The sequence below is a fragment of the Candidatus Nealsonbacteria bacterium genome (assembly GCA_011050465.1).
Taxonomy (GTDB): domain Bacteria; phylum Patescibacteriota; class Minisyncoccia; order Minisyncoccales; family RBG-13-36-15; genus RBG-13-36-15.
On sequence record DRFQ01000001.1, the window covers coordinates 12461 to 26226 of the forward strand.

Annotated in this window: 17 protein-coding genes; 1 reads left to right on the plus strand and 16 read right to left on the minus strand. The window is 36.8% G+C overall.

All coding sequences use genetic code 11. From position 1 onward, the window contains the following. Window positions 1-4 precede the first annotated feature (4 nt). From ENH66_00060 to ENH66_00125, 14 genes are all read right to left on the minus strand, one after another. The gene (locus ENH66_00060) at window positions 5-1177 is read right to left on the minus strand and encodes a hypothetical protein (GenBank protein HDZ54096.1); all 1173 of its coding nucleotides are present in this window, start codon (window positions 1175-1177) and stop codon (window positions 5-7) included. A 333-nt stretch (window positions 1178-1510) separates the two neighbouring features. Beyond that, a complete protein-coding gene (locus tag ENH66_00065; protein HDZ54097.1) occupies window positions 1511-3958 on the minus strand; it encodes a heavy metal translocating P-type ATPase in 2448 nt (815 codons plus the stop codon). Window positions 3959-4027: 69 nt separating this feature from the next. Beyond that, a complete protein-coding gene (locus ENH66_00070) occupies window positions 4028-4276 on the minus strand; it encodes a hypothetical protein (protein HDZ54098.1) in 249 nt (82 codons plus the stop codon). A 99-nt stretch (window positions 4277-4375) separates the two neighbouring features. Then, window positions 4376-4582 (minus strand): hypothetical protein, encoded by a 207-nt coding sequence (locus tag ENH66_00075; GenBank protein ID HDZ54099.1) that lies wholly within the window; start codon window positions 4580-4582, stop codon window positions 4376-4378. Then, a complete protein-coding gene (locus tag ENH66_00080) occupies window positions 4582-5547 on the minus strand; it encodes a hypothetical protein (protein ID HDZ54100.1) in 966 nt (321 codons plus the stop codon). The genes ENH66_00075 and ENH66_00080 overlap by 1 nt, the downstream gene beginning before the upstream one ends. 3 nt (window positions 5548-5550) lie before the next feature. Further along, entirely contained in the window at window positions 5551-6246 is a 696-nt protein-coding gene (locus tag ENH66_00085) for a hypothetical protein (GenBank protein HDZ54101.1), read from the minus strand. Next, on the minus strand, window positions 6234-7067 hold the full coding sequence (locus tag ENH66_00090; protein HDZ54102.1) for an ATPase: 834 nt from the start codon (window positions 7065-7067) through the stop codon (window positions 6234-6236). The genes ENH66_00085 and ENH66_00090 overlap by 13 nt, the downstream gene beginning before the upstream one ends. After that, window positions 7054-7761, minus strand: coding sequence for a TIGR00730 family Rossman fold protein (locus ENH66_00095; GenBank protein HDZ54103.1), 708 nt, complete (start codon window positions 7759-7761; stop codon window positions 7054-7056). The genes ENH66_00090 and ENH66_00095 overlap by 14 nt, the downstream gene beginning before the upstream one ends. Window positions 7762-7771: 10 nt before the next feature. Next, window positions 7772-8806, minus strand: a complete 1035-nt coding sequence (locus ENH66_00100) for an NAD(P)/FAD-dependent oxidoreductase (protein HDZ54104.1) — start codon at window positions 8804-8806, stop codon at window positions 7772-7774. 398 nt (window positions 8807-9204) lie between these two features. Beyond that, window positions 9205-9456, minus strand: a complete 252-nt coding sequence (locus ENH66_00105; protein ID HDZ54105.1) for a thioredoxin family protein — start codon at window positions 9454-9456, stop codon at window positions 9205-9207. A 17-nt stretch (window positions 9457-9473) separates the two neighbouring features. Further along, a complete protein-coding gene (locus ENH66_00110; GenBank protein HDZ54106.1) occupies window positions 9474-10286 on the minus strand; it encodes a high-affinity iron transporter in 813 nt (270 codons plus the stop codon). Between the two features lie 17 nt (window positions 10287-10303). Continuing rightward, window positions 10304-10507, minus strand: a complete 204-nt coding sequence (locus ENH66_00115) for a hypothetical protein (GenBank protein HDZ54107.1) — start codon at window positions 10505-10507, stop codon at window positions 10304-10306. A gap of 25 nt (window positions 10508-10532) precedes the next feature. Continuing rightward, complete coding sequence (locus tag ENH66_00120; protein ID HDZ54108.1) at window positions 10533-11510, minus strand: cytochrome C biogenesis protein; 978 nt, start codon at window positions 11508-11510, stop codon at window positions 10533-10535. Between the two features lie 121 nt (window positions 11511-11631). After that, window positions 11632-11898, minus strand: a complete 267-nt coding sequence (locus ENH66_00125) for a metal-sensitive transcriptional regulator (protein ID HDZ54109.1) — start codon at window positions 11896-11898, stop codon at window positions 11632-11634. Window positions 11899-12561: 663 nt separating this feature from the next. On the opposite strand from ENH66_00125, the gene ENH66_00130 reads away from it, so the two are divergent. Then, a complete protein-coding gene (locus ENH66_00130) occupies window positions 12562-12789 on the plus strand; it encodes a CDGSH iron-sulfur domain-containing protein (GenBank protein ID HDZ54110.1) in 228 nt (75 codons plus the stop codon). 122 nt (window positions 12790-12911) lie between these two features. Here ENH66_00130 and ENH66_00135 read toward each other — a convergent pair whose 3' ends face one another. Together ENH66_00135 and ENH66_00140 are read right to left on the minus strand one after the other, a co-directional pair. Beyond that, window positions 12912-13151, minus strand: a complete 240-nt coding sequence (locus ENH66_00135; protein HDZ54111.1) for a hypothetical protein — start codon at window positions 13149-13151, stop codon at window positions 12912-12914. Window positions 13152-13190: 39 nt separating this feature from the next. After that, a complete protein-coding gene (locus ENH66_00140) occupies window positions 13191-13664 on the minus strand; it encodes a hypothetical protein (protein HDZ54112.1) in 474 nt (157 codons plus the stop codon). Between the last annotated feature and the right edge of the window lie 102 nt (window positions 13665-13766).

A 13766-nucleotide genomic window follows, 5' to 3' on the forward strand; every position in this document is an offset into this window, starting at 1 on the left:
GTTGTCAACTTATTAAGTTGGCTAAAAATTGGATGCCGAAAAGATAATAAACTCCGAGTAATAAAAGAACAACTGCTCCAATTAAAGTAGCCCAGGTAACAAATCTGCCAGAAGCTAACCAAATGGTCGAGGTAAAAACAGCTATCAGAAAGATAATAAATTCATCAAGCATATAGAAAAAAATAAAGATAGCAATATATATCAAAGATTGAAATGTGGGGAGCTGGGATTGGGTTAAAATACCAACAAAAGCCAGAGGAACAACGGCTGAACAAGGAAACTCTACAACGGTAATTATAAAAGCAAATAGAAAGATACTGCCTACTATGAGAAAGAAATTTCCGGGCTTTTTGAGAAGCTCTTTCATCTTTAAAGAAATTTTTGAAACTATCCCTTTTCCGTCATCTATCTCGCAGGTCGGCCCTTGTTTTCTAAACTTAAAAAATTGCCTTAAAAGATAAATCCCTCCCCCTATACCCAAAAGGCCTATTAGGGTCTCCATTATCCTTAAATAGGGGCTCAAAAGAGAAAAAAGCTTATACCAAAATAATATTAAAATTCCGTAAATCATAGCCGTAGTTAAAATATATGTTCCGCCAAAAATCAACATTTTTATTCTTGATTTCAAGACTAAAACCAAGCCTAAAATTAAAATTAAAGCTCCTAACGAACAAACATTAAAACCATCTAAAGCTCCCAGGACTACAGCTAAAGCTAAAAGAGAAAATTTTGAGATATCAATTTCTCCGAAAAAGGGGAGAGAAATTTTTTTATCTGGCCCTCCAGATTCGTTTGGTTGTAAAGAATCTTCAATGAACTCTAAAATATAATTTTCTATATCTCGACCAATTTTTTCGCTGAAACCTGTAAAATATCGTCCTTCAATGAAAGTTATAGGTACCACCCCCTGGCTCTCTGGGGGAACCTCATAGTTTTGATAAAATTCTTTTAACAGATCAACGTTTTCTTGATTGGAAATAACAAACTTCTTAACTTCAATTTCGGAATATTTCTTTTCTAATTCTTCTAAAAATATTTTCTCTTGAGCACAATAGGGGCAGGTGGTGCTATAAAAAAAATTCACCTCTTTTGAGGGACTATTTTGGGCAAGAGTAAAATTCGCCAAACTTCCGAAAACAATAATCGGCAATAAAAAAATGGAAAACTTTTTAAACATAGTTTTTATAGTTATCAAACCGGTCGCTCAGCGCCCTGTAACTATTCCTCAATTAAAAGATAACTTAAATTTTCCCTTTTGACAATATTGTAGCCCTAAAACAAAAAGGCCTCGATTCCTTACGGAACGAGGCTTTAAATCTGACTCTGTTGTTTCCAACATCGAGGATCTTCTCCGAGAAAGTCCCCGTTTGCCAAAGCAGCCCCCCCCCCTACAACCGCCACAAGCAAATTTGTATTGGTATTCGCCACACTTCAACAATCTCAGGACAATTAGCTCTCGGTCAAAAAATGGTTGACGGTCGAAAATTGAATTTTATTGTTTTGATTGATCTTATAGTTTTGACTTGTATCTTTTCATTGAAAGGGAATTCAGAATAACACTTATCGAAGAAAAGGCCATGGCAGCTGCGGCAATAACCGGATTTAAAAGAAAACCGAAGAAAGGATACAAAATTCCAGCAGCTATTGGAATACCGACCGTATTGTAAAAAAAGGCCCAAAATAAATTTTGCCTGATTTTTCTGACGGTATAAGAGCTCAAATCAATGGAGGTAACAACATCTCTTAAATCATCTTTGATTAAAACGATATTGCCAGTTTCCATGGCTACATCAGTTCCAGAACCTAAAGCTATACCAATATCTGCTTGAGCTAAAGCCGGCGCATCATTAATACCATCGCCCACAAAAGCAACGACTTTCTGCGCTTTTTGCAATTCTTTAACCTTTTCGGCCTTATCTTGAGGCAAAACCTGGGCCATCACTCTGTCTTCTTTGATGCCTAATTGTTTAGCAATGGCTTGTGCTGTTCTTTTATTGTCTCCTGTAATTAACCAAACTTCTTTTTTCATTTTTTGAAGCTTTTCCACGGCTTCTTTGGAAAATTCTTTTAAGGTATCGGCTAAAGCTAAAAAGCCAGCGATTTTTTGATCAATGGCTAAAATTATTACTGTTTTTCCTTTATTTTCCAGCTCTTCCAATTTTTTCTCAGTCTCTGGATTAATTTCTATTCCCTTGTCTGATATAAACATCCTATTGCCAACAAAAATCATCTTATCTTGGTATTGACATTCTATTCCTTTTCCAGCAACTGTCTGATAGTTTTTACCTTCCTCAATCTTTAATCCTTCTTTCTCGGCCTTTTTAATTATGGCTTTACCAAGAGGATGTTCTGATCCTCTTTCGGCAATAGCAGTTAATCTTAAAATTTCATTTTGGCTAATCTCGAAATGCACGATATCTGTAACTTCCGGCTCTCCTTTCGTCAAAGTACCTGTTTTGTCAAAAATTACCGCCTGGAGTTTATGAGCAGTTTCCAAGGCTGCTCCACCTTTTATTAAAATGCCTTTTTCGGCCCCAAGCCCTGTTCCAACCATAATAGCTGTCGGCGTGGCTATGCCCAAAGCACAGGGGCAGGCAATAATTAAAACAGCGACGAAAATTATTAAGGCGAATAAAAATGGCTGGCCAGCTATGAAATACCAAAATCCAAATGACAAAACGGCGATAACAATAACTACCGGTACAAAATAAGAAGCTATCTTATCGGCCAATCTTTGAATCGGAGCTTTTGACGTTAGGGCTTCTTCAACAATTTTAATAATTTGAGCTAAAAGAGTGTCTTTGCCAACCTTGGTTGCCTGGAATTTTAAAAGCCCGGATAAATTCATTGTCGCCCCGATAATCTCCTCGCCCACTTTTTTGCCAACCGGCATTGATTCACCGGTGATAACTTTCTCATCAACCGAGGAATAACCTTCTATAATAATCCCGTCAACAGGAATTTTCTCTCCCGGCCTAACCACCACCATATCACCAACTTCAACATCTTTTATTGGTATCTCTACTTCTCTTCCTTCTTTAATTACCATGGCAACTTTTGGTTGCAAGCCAATTAGTTTTTTAATGGCGGCTGAAGTCTTACCCATGGTAAGTGCTTCTAGTAACTTGCCTAAAATAATTAAGGCGATAATAATGGTGGCAGTATCAAAATAGACAGCTTTTCCTAAAGTTGGAAAGAAAGCCACGGCAGTACTATAGAAATAGGCAGCTGAAGTCCCGACGACAATCAAAGTATTCATATCGCTTGTTTTATTTTTAAGAGCAATCCAAAAACCTTGATAGAATTGCCAGCCGACCCAAAACTGAATAGGAGTCGCTAATATCAGCAAAACAACGAAATTCTGCAAAATTCCCGGAACCCAAGGGAACCATTCGGGAAAGCTGCCTAAAAAAATTGGGATACTTAAAATCGCTCCGAAAAGAAATTTTATTTTCAACATTCTAATTCGCTTTTCCTGGGCAATTTTTTCTTTATCTTCCTCAACTTCTTCCCAATCTTTAGACTTATATCCTGCTCCTTTAATTTTTTCTTTAATAGCCGCCTGGTTTGTTAATTTTTGATCAAATGAAATTATTGCTTTCTCTAACCCAAAATCTAACCTCACATCATCAATGCCTTCAATTGATTTCACTGCCTTCTCAACAATTTGAGCGCAATGAGGGTTGTCCATTCCTGTGACTTTTAAAACCAGAACTTGCTTTCCTTTAGCTATTTCTTCTTTTTCAGGAATAATTAAATCGTATCCTAATTGTTGGACTTCTTTTTTAACTTTCGGCAAGCTAACTGTTTTTTCGTCAAATTCTAAGCTCATTTGAGCCAAAGGGAAATTAACCTGACAGGATTTGACGCCGGAAATTTTTGACAAGCTTTCCTCAATCTTCCTAACGCAGGATGCGCAATGCATGCCATGAATTTTTAAAATTTCTTTTTTCATAATAGTTATTTTAAGTTTATTTTTTAATTGTAATATTTTTGGGGATTATCTTCAAATTTCTTAAAACATTACTTACCTTCTAGAAACATCATAGGCCAGGCCCATGGAAATAATAATGTGGCCCAAAAGGACAACCGAATAAGGATAGCTTATTGCCTCAAAACCTAAAACGAATAATGCATACCAATGAACTAAAATATACCCTAAAATCAACAGCCAGCCAAAAACAGCCCTTTCGCCTTTATAAATATAGCCGCTGCCCCAGATTAAAAAATTCAAGAGGACGGACAAAAATAAATTGTTACGAGCAATGGAAATCATAATATAAAGTTTACCCTAAATAATTTTTCTGACCTTTACACCCACACCATAACGAGGACAGAGCACCGAAGGTGTCAAGATTGACAAAGTCAGTCCTCATTAATGGTATGGTGGTTTAGATGCTGAGCATTTTTTATCAGAGTAAACACAGACAATACAGCATTCTTTACTTTCTTTTGGAACAGAAATGATTTTCTGACATTTTTCGCATTTGTGAAATACCAAGCAACCTGTTTGAGGAACTTCGACTTCTTGCACAAAGCCGCAAAAAGGACATTTTAAATTGGCTATTTCTTTTTTAGTCATTACTCTAAATCCCATTCAAAGACTCTTAAGAAAGAGTCTTGAATAATAAGTTTTAGTTTCTTTGCCTGAATATCTAATTTTGAAAAGACAAGGACGCCTGCCAGATGGTGACCTCCGGACGGTGAACCCTGCCAGTCAGTAGCTTGATAGTTATTCCCTAAATCATCCTCTAATATTGAGATCTCGGTTAGGTCAAAACCTAAAGAGCCGGAATGGGTATCGATTTTTACTTCAAACTTCACGGGAGTATTAAAGCTAAAATCTAAAGGAGTTACCTTGAACAAAATTTCGCCTTGGTTATCTGTTTTGTTTAGTAAGCTTATTGCCTCGGTCAATTTTGGTTCACTACCGATTTTAGGGGTTATTGTTTCGGTTGTTGAAATATTTGCTGAAACATCTACTTTTACCTGATCATTTATTAGGAAAAAAACTGCTAAAAGCAAAACGAGGGATGATCCAATAGCTATCTTTTTAATTTGATTCATATTATAGATTAATACTCTTCTTAAAAACCCTTCGGATAATTTATTTTTCTGGATAATTTCCAGCATTATTGTAATGCCGATTAGATTCGAAAGAATTCCGAGAAAGAGAAAGAATGCTTGATATTGAGTCAAAAACACGGCAGCTGCCGCCAATCCCATCAAGGGTAAGACATCAACTAAATGATGCAAGCAACAGGCAACCATTGAGCCGGTTGAAATACCGCCTGAGGCAGTTACAGCGGCAGTGGGATTAGCCATTTGTCTTAAACGAAATGATGCTCTGATATAAAAATAAAGACCGACCTGCAAGCCAAAACCAGCTACCAAAGGTAAAATCCAATACCACATCTGGCTAAACTGTTCTATGGCGTGGGAAAAAGAATTAGCTGCGGAAAGGATGCTAAAATAGACAACCAGCAAAAACAGACTAGCTGCAAACCCTATAGTGATAAATCTTTTATTGGTTAGGCTTGAAGACATAATTTAAATAATCCAGGTTAAAATAATAAGTAAAGTGTAAAGACTAACTCCCAATAAAAAATATTCTGGCCTTCCTTTAGCTTCTCTAGGAATAAGGTCCATAATGACAATATAGAAGAAAGCTCCGACAATAAAAGCTAAAAGAATATGATACAGAAAAGTACTTTCTAAAATTATTGGAGCTGAAAGTACTCCTAAAAGAGCAGCCAAAGCTAATAATATCCTGAAAAATTTCTGTTCGCGAATATGAGTGTGAACCTCGGCAAAAGAAACCCTACTAACTGCTGCATAAAATAGTATGGGTACAAAAAGCAATAAACCTTTTATAGTGCTAAATTCTAAAAAATTTATTAAGACTATTCCGATAACAAAATAATATAAAAAGAAAATAAAAAAATGAATTTCCTTAAACCTAAAAAGGAGCTCTTCGCCTTGGATGTGTTGATAAAAATATTTTTCCAGTAGATGAACCAAGCTAAATCCTAAAAGAATAAAGACAAATATCCATTGATTAATATGAGCTACGCCCTTATAAAGGTCCGGCAAGAGATACAGAAAGACATAAGCTACCGAAGCTCCAGCCACAAAAGACATGGTTTTAGCTTTTATTGTCTCTTTCTTGAAAAAGATCTTTTCATTCCAAAAATGAACCGCTCCCAAAAATAAACTAAGTAAAATGGCTATTGTTAACATCGACATAATTCTCTGGCTTCTTCTTGAAGCTTTTTAGCAATTTTCGGTTGAAGACCAGTAAAACGAACCAAGTTATTAACAGAATATTTTAATAAATTTTTTGCCAAAATAATTCGTTTTTCGGCCAGCCTTTCTTTAGTATATCTTGTGAGTGAGGGCAAGATAGTAACGGGATAAAGTCCCTTCTTTTCAATTAAATATTCCAAGCTTTCATTTCTGGGATAACGCCAGCTGATAATTTTTAAACCAACACAACGGGCATAACGCATTGCTTCGCTAGTGCACCTAGTGTTCGTAACCAGCCACGCTTGATGAAAAAAGTGCCGATGACCAGGGATTTTTTCCCAGGTCTTTTTCACATCCAAAAATCTCGCACAAATATACAAAGCTACTTTTACATCCGAACGGACACCTCTACTATTATGATATTTACACTCAATCATAAAATGCTTTTTTTCTTTCCGAGCAACAATATCAACTTCGTGATTTACACAATAGCCCCGAACTCGTCTCCCTACTTTCGTCGAGTATCCATATTCTTTTAAGATTTCAGCAATATATTTTTCAAAAGGAAAACCCGTTGGTCCTAATTCCATTATGGCTCTTTTTAGAGTATACTTGGCAGCTAATACTGGATTTTCTTTTTTAAGAGAATGGGTAATTTGATCAAGAATTTGACTAGAGTTTATGCCAGAATAAACGCTTTTTTCTACATTCTGGCAAATTTTTTCTGCTAATTTCGGTTTGACTCCTGCCCTTTTAATAGATTGGTAGAGTTTCTCCTTGTTAAATTTTTCTTTTTTACCAGAAGCCTTAATTATGTCCATACTTTTGAATCATCTTAAAGGCTTCTTCGGCTGAATCGGCCAACTGGAAAATAGACAAATCTTTTTTATTGACGGCACTTCTTTTTTGATAAACTTCCTTTTCCAACCAATCAAATAAAGGGCTCCAATATTCTTTACCCACAGCTATTACTAGAACCGGTTTTAGCAACTTTTTGGTTTGAACTAAAGTTATCATCTCAAAAAATTCATCAAGGGTGCCGAATCCTCCCGGGAAAAAGACATAAACCTGACAAGCAAAAGAAAACATTACCTTTCTGGTGAAGAAATAGTGAAAGCCAATAGGGCTTTTGACGTATTTGTTCATTCTTTGGCCTTCGGGGAGTTGAATATTTATACCGACTGATTCTCCTCCAGCTTCAAAAGCTCCTTGATTAGCAGCTTCCATTATCCCCGGTCCGCCACCAGTGATTATTACGAATTTCTCTTTAGCTAAAAGTTTTGCCAATTTTCTGGCTTCTTGATAATAATGGTCTTTGGATGAAGCACGAGTAGAACCGAAAATACCTACCGCCTTTCTAAAATCAGCAATAAACTGAAACCCGTCAACAAATTCAGCCATTATCCTGAAAATCCGCCAAGAAAAAGTTTTCCGAAAATCTTCTTTAGCCGGCGGTAAATCAGGATCGGACCAACAAGGCACTTTTTTTAATTTTGATACTTTTGATTTTTTCATAATATATTGTCTATTTTAAATTAGCTAAATCTACATATTTTTTTTCCGCATATTTAAAAATCGGACGCAGACTGATGAATTTAACGAAATAAGATAACCATGAATTAGGGAAAGTGATAGAAATTTTTTGTGCCCAAGAAAGAAAGGTATAATATTTTTTATGTCTTAATACAACCTGTCGATATTCTTTTAACCCCTCGTTTCTGGTTATTTTTCCATCTATTATTCGTTGAATAATTTTACCACATTTTTGGCCAAAATAAAGAGAAGATCTAATCCCTTCTCCGCTGAAGGGCAGGCATTGGCCGGCAGCATCGCCAACAACAAAAATATTCTCCACAGTCGGCTCCCTGAAATTATTGGTAAAATGACCTCCGTGGAGGTCTTTTGTCATTTTTAGCTCAAATTCTTTCAAAAAAGTTTCCAGGCCTTCTTTTAACCTTGTTTTACCAATATAACTCCCGATACCGAATCTTGAAAACTCACCGCAAGGAAAAATCCAGGTCACCCCTTTTGGCATCATTTGAGGATTAAGCCAAACTTCAATAGCTTTGTTTTTATAAAAAGGCGTTGTTTCTATGCCAAAGCTTTTTCCGCTCTTGGGGACAAAGTCTTTTCTAACAGAGCTTGCTAAGATTGCCTGCCAACCTGTAGCATCAATAATACATTCTGACTGGAAATTTCCTTTATCAGTTATAACTTTATCTCCTTTTAGGCCACGAACTTTAGTTGAGAGAAATTGAGTGTTGCTTTTCTCATATAAAATCTGACAAAATTTTTTATAATCAAAAGTGGCAAGAGGATAATAGAGGCGAGAAGTAATGTTTTTTGAACCGATATGTAAAATTCCAGTATCAATAACTTGTAATATAGAATCTTCGCAACCTAATTTCTTTATAATGTGATAATAAGTACAGCAAGTAGATTTTTGGCTTGCCCCAATTTCTCTTTTGCCGTCAATAAGCAAGATATTGCCCTTTAAAGTTCTAGCCACCACCAGGCCGGCAAAACTAGCTCCGGCAATAATAGCGTCGTATTTTGCCATTTTTTGTCTGTGAGTAAAGCGAACAGCTACCAAAATGAGCACTCCGCTTAAATTTTGCCGCCGCCTCTACTCAATGTCTATGAATTGAAACTGCCCCAAGAAACTCCCGCAGCCTGCATGGGCCGAATAGGCCCAACCCTTGTTGGGCGAAGCGGGCTGCCAAAGTATATCTTGCAAAATTTGGGCGAGGCATAAACAATAATTTATTAAACAAGATTTTTAAAATTAATGACAGCTTCCGCCGGAAGCTCCAGATTGCTCTTTTACCATTTTCTTGCGATATTCTTCTCGGCACTCATCAGAACAAAACTTTTTACCAAAGCCACTAGGATAATACTCTCCTTCTTTTAATTCCATTTTGCAGATCGGACACTTTTTCTTAAAGATATTGAACATATTTATTCACCTTTTAATTTTTTGATAAGGTTTTCTTTGTTTACGCCACCTGTTGAGAACAGCTCTCCGTCAATAATAATCCCCGGAGAAGACATAATGCTGTATTTTTGAACCATTTCCTGTCCTTTGGGAGTTGTTATATCAACTTCCTCTATTTCAAGGCTTGGAAAATCTAGCTTAATTTCTTCAATTGTTTTTTTAACTTTTGCGCAATTGTGACAACCTGACATTGTTAAGAATTGTAATTTTGGCATAATTCTTAATTATTAATTTATTTATTTTTGGAGTTAGGGAACTTCTCAATACTTCTATAAATTCCGAAGGCTAACACCAAATATATCGACCAACTTGCTGCTTCTAAAAAGGAGGGGTTGCCATTATAGCCAAAGAGAGCTTTTAAAATGCTTCCAAAAGTGCTTTCTTCATTTAAAATCCAATTGATATCCCAAAGATGTTCTGTAATTATAGGCAGTATTCCTGCCTCTTGAAATTCATGAATTCCATGAGCAATTAACCCGGCAGCAAAAAAGATGAGGATAATGCTGGTAATTTGAAAGAACCTTCCGATTCTTAATTTTATTGCTCCCCGGAAGAATAACCAGCTAACTATTAGAGCTGCTCCAATCCCTAATACGGGTCCTATAATATTAACTTCCTCTACCCGACTAGCTGCTCCCAAAAATATTACTGTTTCTATTCCTTCTCTTAAAACCGCGAAAAAAACGAGAGCCATCAAACCAAAGGCATGTTTCTCGCTTATTTCCTTGGACACCTGTTCCTCTAGGTGCTGAGCGACGTATTTGCCCTGCCTTATCATCCAAAGAATCATGGTGGTTAAAAGCCCGGCGGCCACCAACATAAGGGTGCCCTCAAAAATTTCTTCAGTTCTTCCGCTAAGCCCTCCAAATAATGCCGTAAATATGATCGCTCCTGCTATAGAAATAAGGATTCCAAAAATGACCCCCCACCAGACAAACTTTTTGTAGCCCAGTTGGTTTATTTTAACCAGATAGGCTAAAACAATTCCCACTACCAGAGCGGCTTCAAGGGTTTCTCTGAATGTGATAAGAAGACCCGTTATCATTTTTTATTTAGAAATCTTTATTGTTTCTTTCCGTAATGGGCGGAGTAGATTACAAAAAAAATTCCAAGCATAAAAGCAGCCATGGAATCATAAAAGAAAAATTCAGTGGCAATGCCCCAAACGGCTGTTTTTGTTAATAGACCGTACCAGCCAATCGTATAAGCGCCAAGGCCACAGATAATTGAAACCCAGGCCCAAAATTTCCAAAAAGTTTGACTCATAAAATGAATAGTGAATGATAAATTATTAAGTATCGACCTTTGTTTTTCTTAGTTTATTCCAAATGATAGGAATAAAAATCAAACTAAAGAAAATCCAGGGAATAAATTTCTGAAATGGTTGCTCAATATGTTTATGTTCGTCCATCTCCAGTTCGGCAGGTAAGCCAACAACTTCTACGGCTCTATTCCAACCCTGATGAATAAAAGTTTCTTCATACCACTGATGGCCTCCCGGCAAACCATTAATGAATATAAAAGCTCCGATAATAACCAGCGCCCAGCCCATGACTTTATCAACGGTCACTTTCTTTTTAACAATCCAGCCAGTAGCATTGATGCCCAAAATTCCCAAAATAGAAAGAGCAATTAAAGGAACGGCTCTACCTGCTCCATGAATAAAGCCTAGCCAACCGCCATAAGCCAAACTACCCGTAGAAGCGATATAAGCCAAAAGAACATAAAAGGCTGGATTAGGACAGCCCACACCGGCATTGCCCAGGAAAAATCCTAAAAAGAACGATTTAAGATAACTTCCTTTTTTTTGAATCCATTTGGGAGTGGCAGCAGAAAAGCCGGGTATTTTAAATTTTAATAGTTTGAGCTCAGACAAACCGAATGAAAATGCGGCAAGACCCGCCACAAAAAACATTATTTGGGTGGCCCGATCTAATCCAAAAAGTTTTCCTGCCCAAGCAATAACTGTTCCATAAATGGCTAAAGTAATCGATAGCCCAAGGCCAAAAAACAAAGCCATTAAAAGTCCTTTCTTATATCCCCTGCCCATTGATAAAGGAACAATGACAAAGGCCAAAGGTAAAGTACAGGGTAAAAATATCATTGAAAGCCCTGCAGCAAAAGCAAGGGTTAAACCAACGGTTTGACCAGGAGTAAAAGCTAGCCAAAAAATACCGATTAAAAAAATGCTGGTCAAAATAAAGAAAGCAACAACTAAAGGAACTCTGGTCTTTTTTTGAAATTCAGTTAAAGCTGGCTCTTTGTTCATTTACCCCGTTAGAAATTTATAGTTTTCTAATAAGTCCCGATAGACTAGATGCAGAATTTCTAACGGGGTTTATTAGAAAGTTAACAAACATCGATACAATATTTATCCTCTTCAACCATTTTTACCGCTTTGATAATTTATAAATTTCCAAAATTTCTCTCGTAGATTTTGACTCTTTGCCAGATTTAATCTGCTCAATCACGTGGGTAGACAGGTGGTTTTCTAAAATTAAATCCTCAATACTTGAGAGCGCTTGTTTTGCTGCCAATGACTGATGAAGAATATCTATACAGTATTCTTCTCTCTCAATCATTTTTTGGAGTCCTCGAATCTGACCTTCTAAAATCTTTAATCTGCGTATTGCCTTATTCTTTATGTTTTTTTTCATATATTCTCATCTTTAACCCAGTAGGTTAAACTCGGGATTTTTTAATGTATTACAATCTCTATTTTACTCTATAGAAAATGTTGGTAGAAGGGAGAAAAAGGCAGCTCAACTCTCTCTTCTTCCCTTCTTTCTATCGGGGCAGGCGGCCAAAGCCTCCTACCCCTTGGTACAGCAGCCCTCGTCACAGTTGGCTACTGGCCGGAATCCACTCATTATCCAGCATGAACATACGCCTTATGGAATAAGCGAAATGAGCTGCGCCTTCACGATACCCCCGGGGGGTATTTTTGTCAATTAGGTTATCCACAGCCATTTAATATCTTTTTTTGCCAAAAAGTCTTTGGAGGGCTAAAATATAAACTACAGTACGCAGATTTGTTTGATGCCTCTTTTTTAATTTAGAAACTTTATCTAAAATTTTAGCCATAATCTGAGTCAATTTTTTTAAAACTTTTTTTTCGCCCCAATACCAGCAACCGGGATGGCCGAGGCCTACCCACTCCAGATGATGACCAAATTATCAGAATAAATCCTAAAAAATTTTAATATAAAATTTCAGGAAAAATTTTTACCCCCCACCACTTTTCGAAGAAAAGTCTCTTAGATAAAAAGTGGCGGGGGAAAGGTCGGGTAAAAAATAAGTTCTAATGACAAAATAATATTATGACACGACTCGTTGAACACGCGGAAAAATCGCCAGTCCAAGTTGACACTACCGGTGAACCAATTTTTGTCTGCCGCTGTGGCTTAACCCGGAATGAAAAAGGTCTTTGTGATGGTTCTCATCAGAAAGCCCAAGACGAGAAAGAGGGAAAGCTCTATTGTTATGATAAACAATTAAACCGCAAAGAAATAAAAGGAGATGAGGTTAAACAATGTGGCTGTGCCTAATGTAACTGTGCCTAAGGGGCACCAAACAGGGCGTCGTAAAACGACGCCCTGTTTTTAAATATGTCTCGTGAGGTTTTTTCACTTTACTCAAAATATGCCTCTAGGGATATTTATTACTTCGTTTAAAATATAATTCCGAAAACTTGGAATAAAATATGGAATATTAAATGAATTACTATCAAAAAAATCAGTAAAATTCTGGTGTATTTATGATATTTTATTAATTTGTCTCTGAATTTTCGTAAAAATCCCCAATTCAAGCTATTATACCACCAACAGGTTGCCAAATCGACAAAAAAGACAACAGTTAAAATTACAGCAATCCAGAAGAGTAAATCTTGACCAAAGATTAAGGTTGGCATATTCCGAGTTTAAAGTTAAAAATGAAAAATTAAATGAGTTTATTCAACCTTTAACGATCCTTTCATGCCAGCTGCCTGATGACCAGGAACTGAGCAGAAGATAGTATAGGTCCCTGAAACTGGAGCCGTGAATTCAATAGTATCTGTTTGCCCAGGACTAATAGTTTTTGTTCCTACTTCCAATTCAGAAATTTTAAAGTTGTGGATAATACTGCCATCATTCCTGAAGGTTATTTTCACTTGATCTCCGGCTGAAACGGTAATAGAAGATGGACTAAAGCTGTACTCGGTACCAAAGACTGTGAACTCTTTCACTTCAGACACCGGCGATAGCTCTTCTTCTGGAACTGAAGTTCCCTCTGGTAAAACGGTCTTTTCTTCCGCTGTCCCTGGTGCTATTCCGGAAGCCGGCGTTGGTGCCTGAGTCGGCGCCTGAGATCCTCCCTTTAATAAAAAATATCCACTAACAACTACAACGAGAATAACGATGATAATTAAGATTGTTTTATTCATAAATATTTAAAGTTTAGCAATAAACCTGCTCCGCACTTCCCGCTTTGTCGGGATAGTGCGTAAGTCGACCTTTTAATTTTATTCAATAAAGTTTTTTAAGTA

Excerpts from the sequence above, each read along its gene's own strand:
- ENH66_00100 (HDZ54104.1), bottom strand. The coding sequence starts at position 8,806 with ATGGCAAAATACGACGCTATTATTGCCGGAGCTAGTTTTGCCGGCCTG.
- ENH66_00070 (HDZ54098.1), bottom strand. The coding sequence starts at position 4,276 with ATGATTTCCATTGCTCGTAACAATTTATTTTTGTCCGTCCTCTTGAAT.
- ENH66_00130 (HDZ54110.1), top strand. The coding sequence starts at position 12,562 with ATGACACGACTCGTTGAACACGCGGAAAAATCGCCAGTCCAAGTTGAC.
- ENH66_00110 (HDZ54106.1), bottom strand. The coding sequence starts at position 10,286 with ATGATAACGGGTCTTCTTATCACATTCAGAGAAACCCTTGAAGCCGCT.
- ENH66_00095 (HDZ54103.1), bottom strand. The coding sequence starts at position 7,761 with ATGAAAAAATCAAAAGTATCAAAATTAAAAAAAGTGCCTTGTTGGTCC.
- ENH66_00115 (HDZ54107.1), bottom strand. The coding sequence starts at position 10,507 with ATGAGTCAAACTTTTTGGAAATTTTGGGCCTGGGTTTCAATTATCTGT.
- ENH66_00080 (HDZ54100.1), bottom strand. The coding sequence starts at position 5,547 with ATGTCTTCAAGCCTAACCAATAAAAGATTTATCACTATAGGGTTTGCA.
- ENH66_00135 (HDZ54111.1), bottom strand. The coding sequence starts at position 13,151 with ATGCCAACCTTAATCTTTGGTCAAGATTTACTCTTCTGGATTGCTGTA.
- ENH66_00125 (HDZ54109.1), bottom strand. The coding sequence starts at position 11,898 with ATGAAAAAAAACATAAAGAATAAGGCAATACGCAGATTAAAGATTTTA.
- ENH66_00090 (HDZ54102.1), bottom strand. The coding sequence starts at position 7,067 with ATGGACATAATTAAGGCTTCTGGTAAAAAAGAAAAATTTAACAAGGAG.
- ENH66_00075 (HDZ54099.1), bottom strand. The coding sequence starts at position 4,582 with ATGACTAAAAAAGAAATAGCCAATTTAAAATGTCCTTTTTGCGGCTTT.
- ENH66_00120 (HDZ54108.1), bottom strand. The coding sequence starts at position 11,510 with ATGAACAAAGAGCCAGCTTTAACTGAATTTCAAAAAAAGACCAGAGTT.
- ENH66_00140 (HDZ54112.1), bottom strand. The coding sequence starts at position 13,664 with ATGAATAAAACAATCTTAATTATCATCGTTATTCTCGTTGTAGTTGTT.
- ENH66_00085 (HDZ54101.1), bottom strand. The coding sequence starts at position 6,246 with ATGTCGATGTTAACAATAGCCATTTTACTTAGTTTATTTTTGGGAGCG.
- ENH66_00105 (HDZ54105.1), bottom strand. The coding sequence starts at position 9,456 with ATGCCAAAATTACAATTCTTAACAATGTCAGGTTGTCACAATTGCGCA.
- ENH66_00060 (HDZ54096.1), bottom strand. The coding sequence starts at position 1,177 with ATGTTTAAAAAGTTTTCCATTTTTTTATTGCCGATTATTGTTTTCGGA.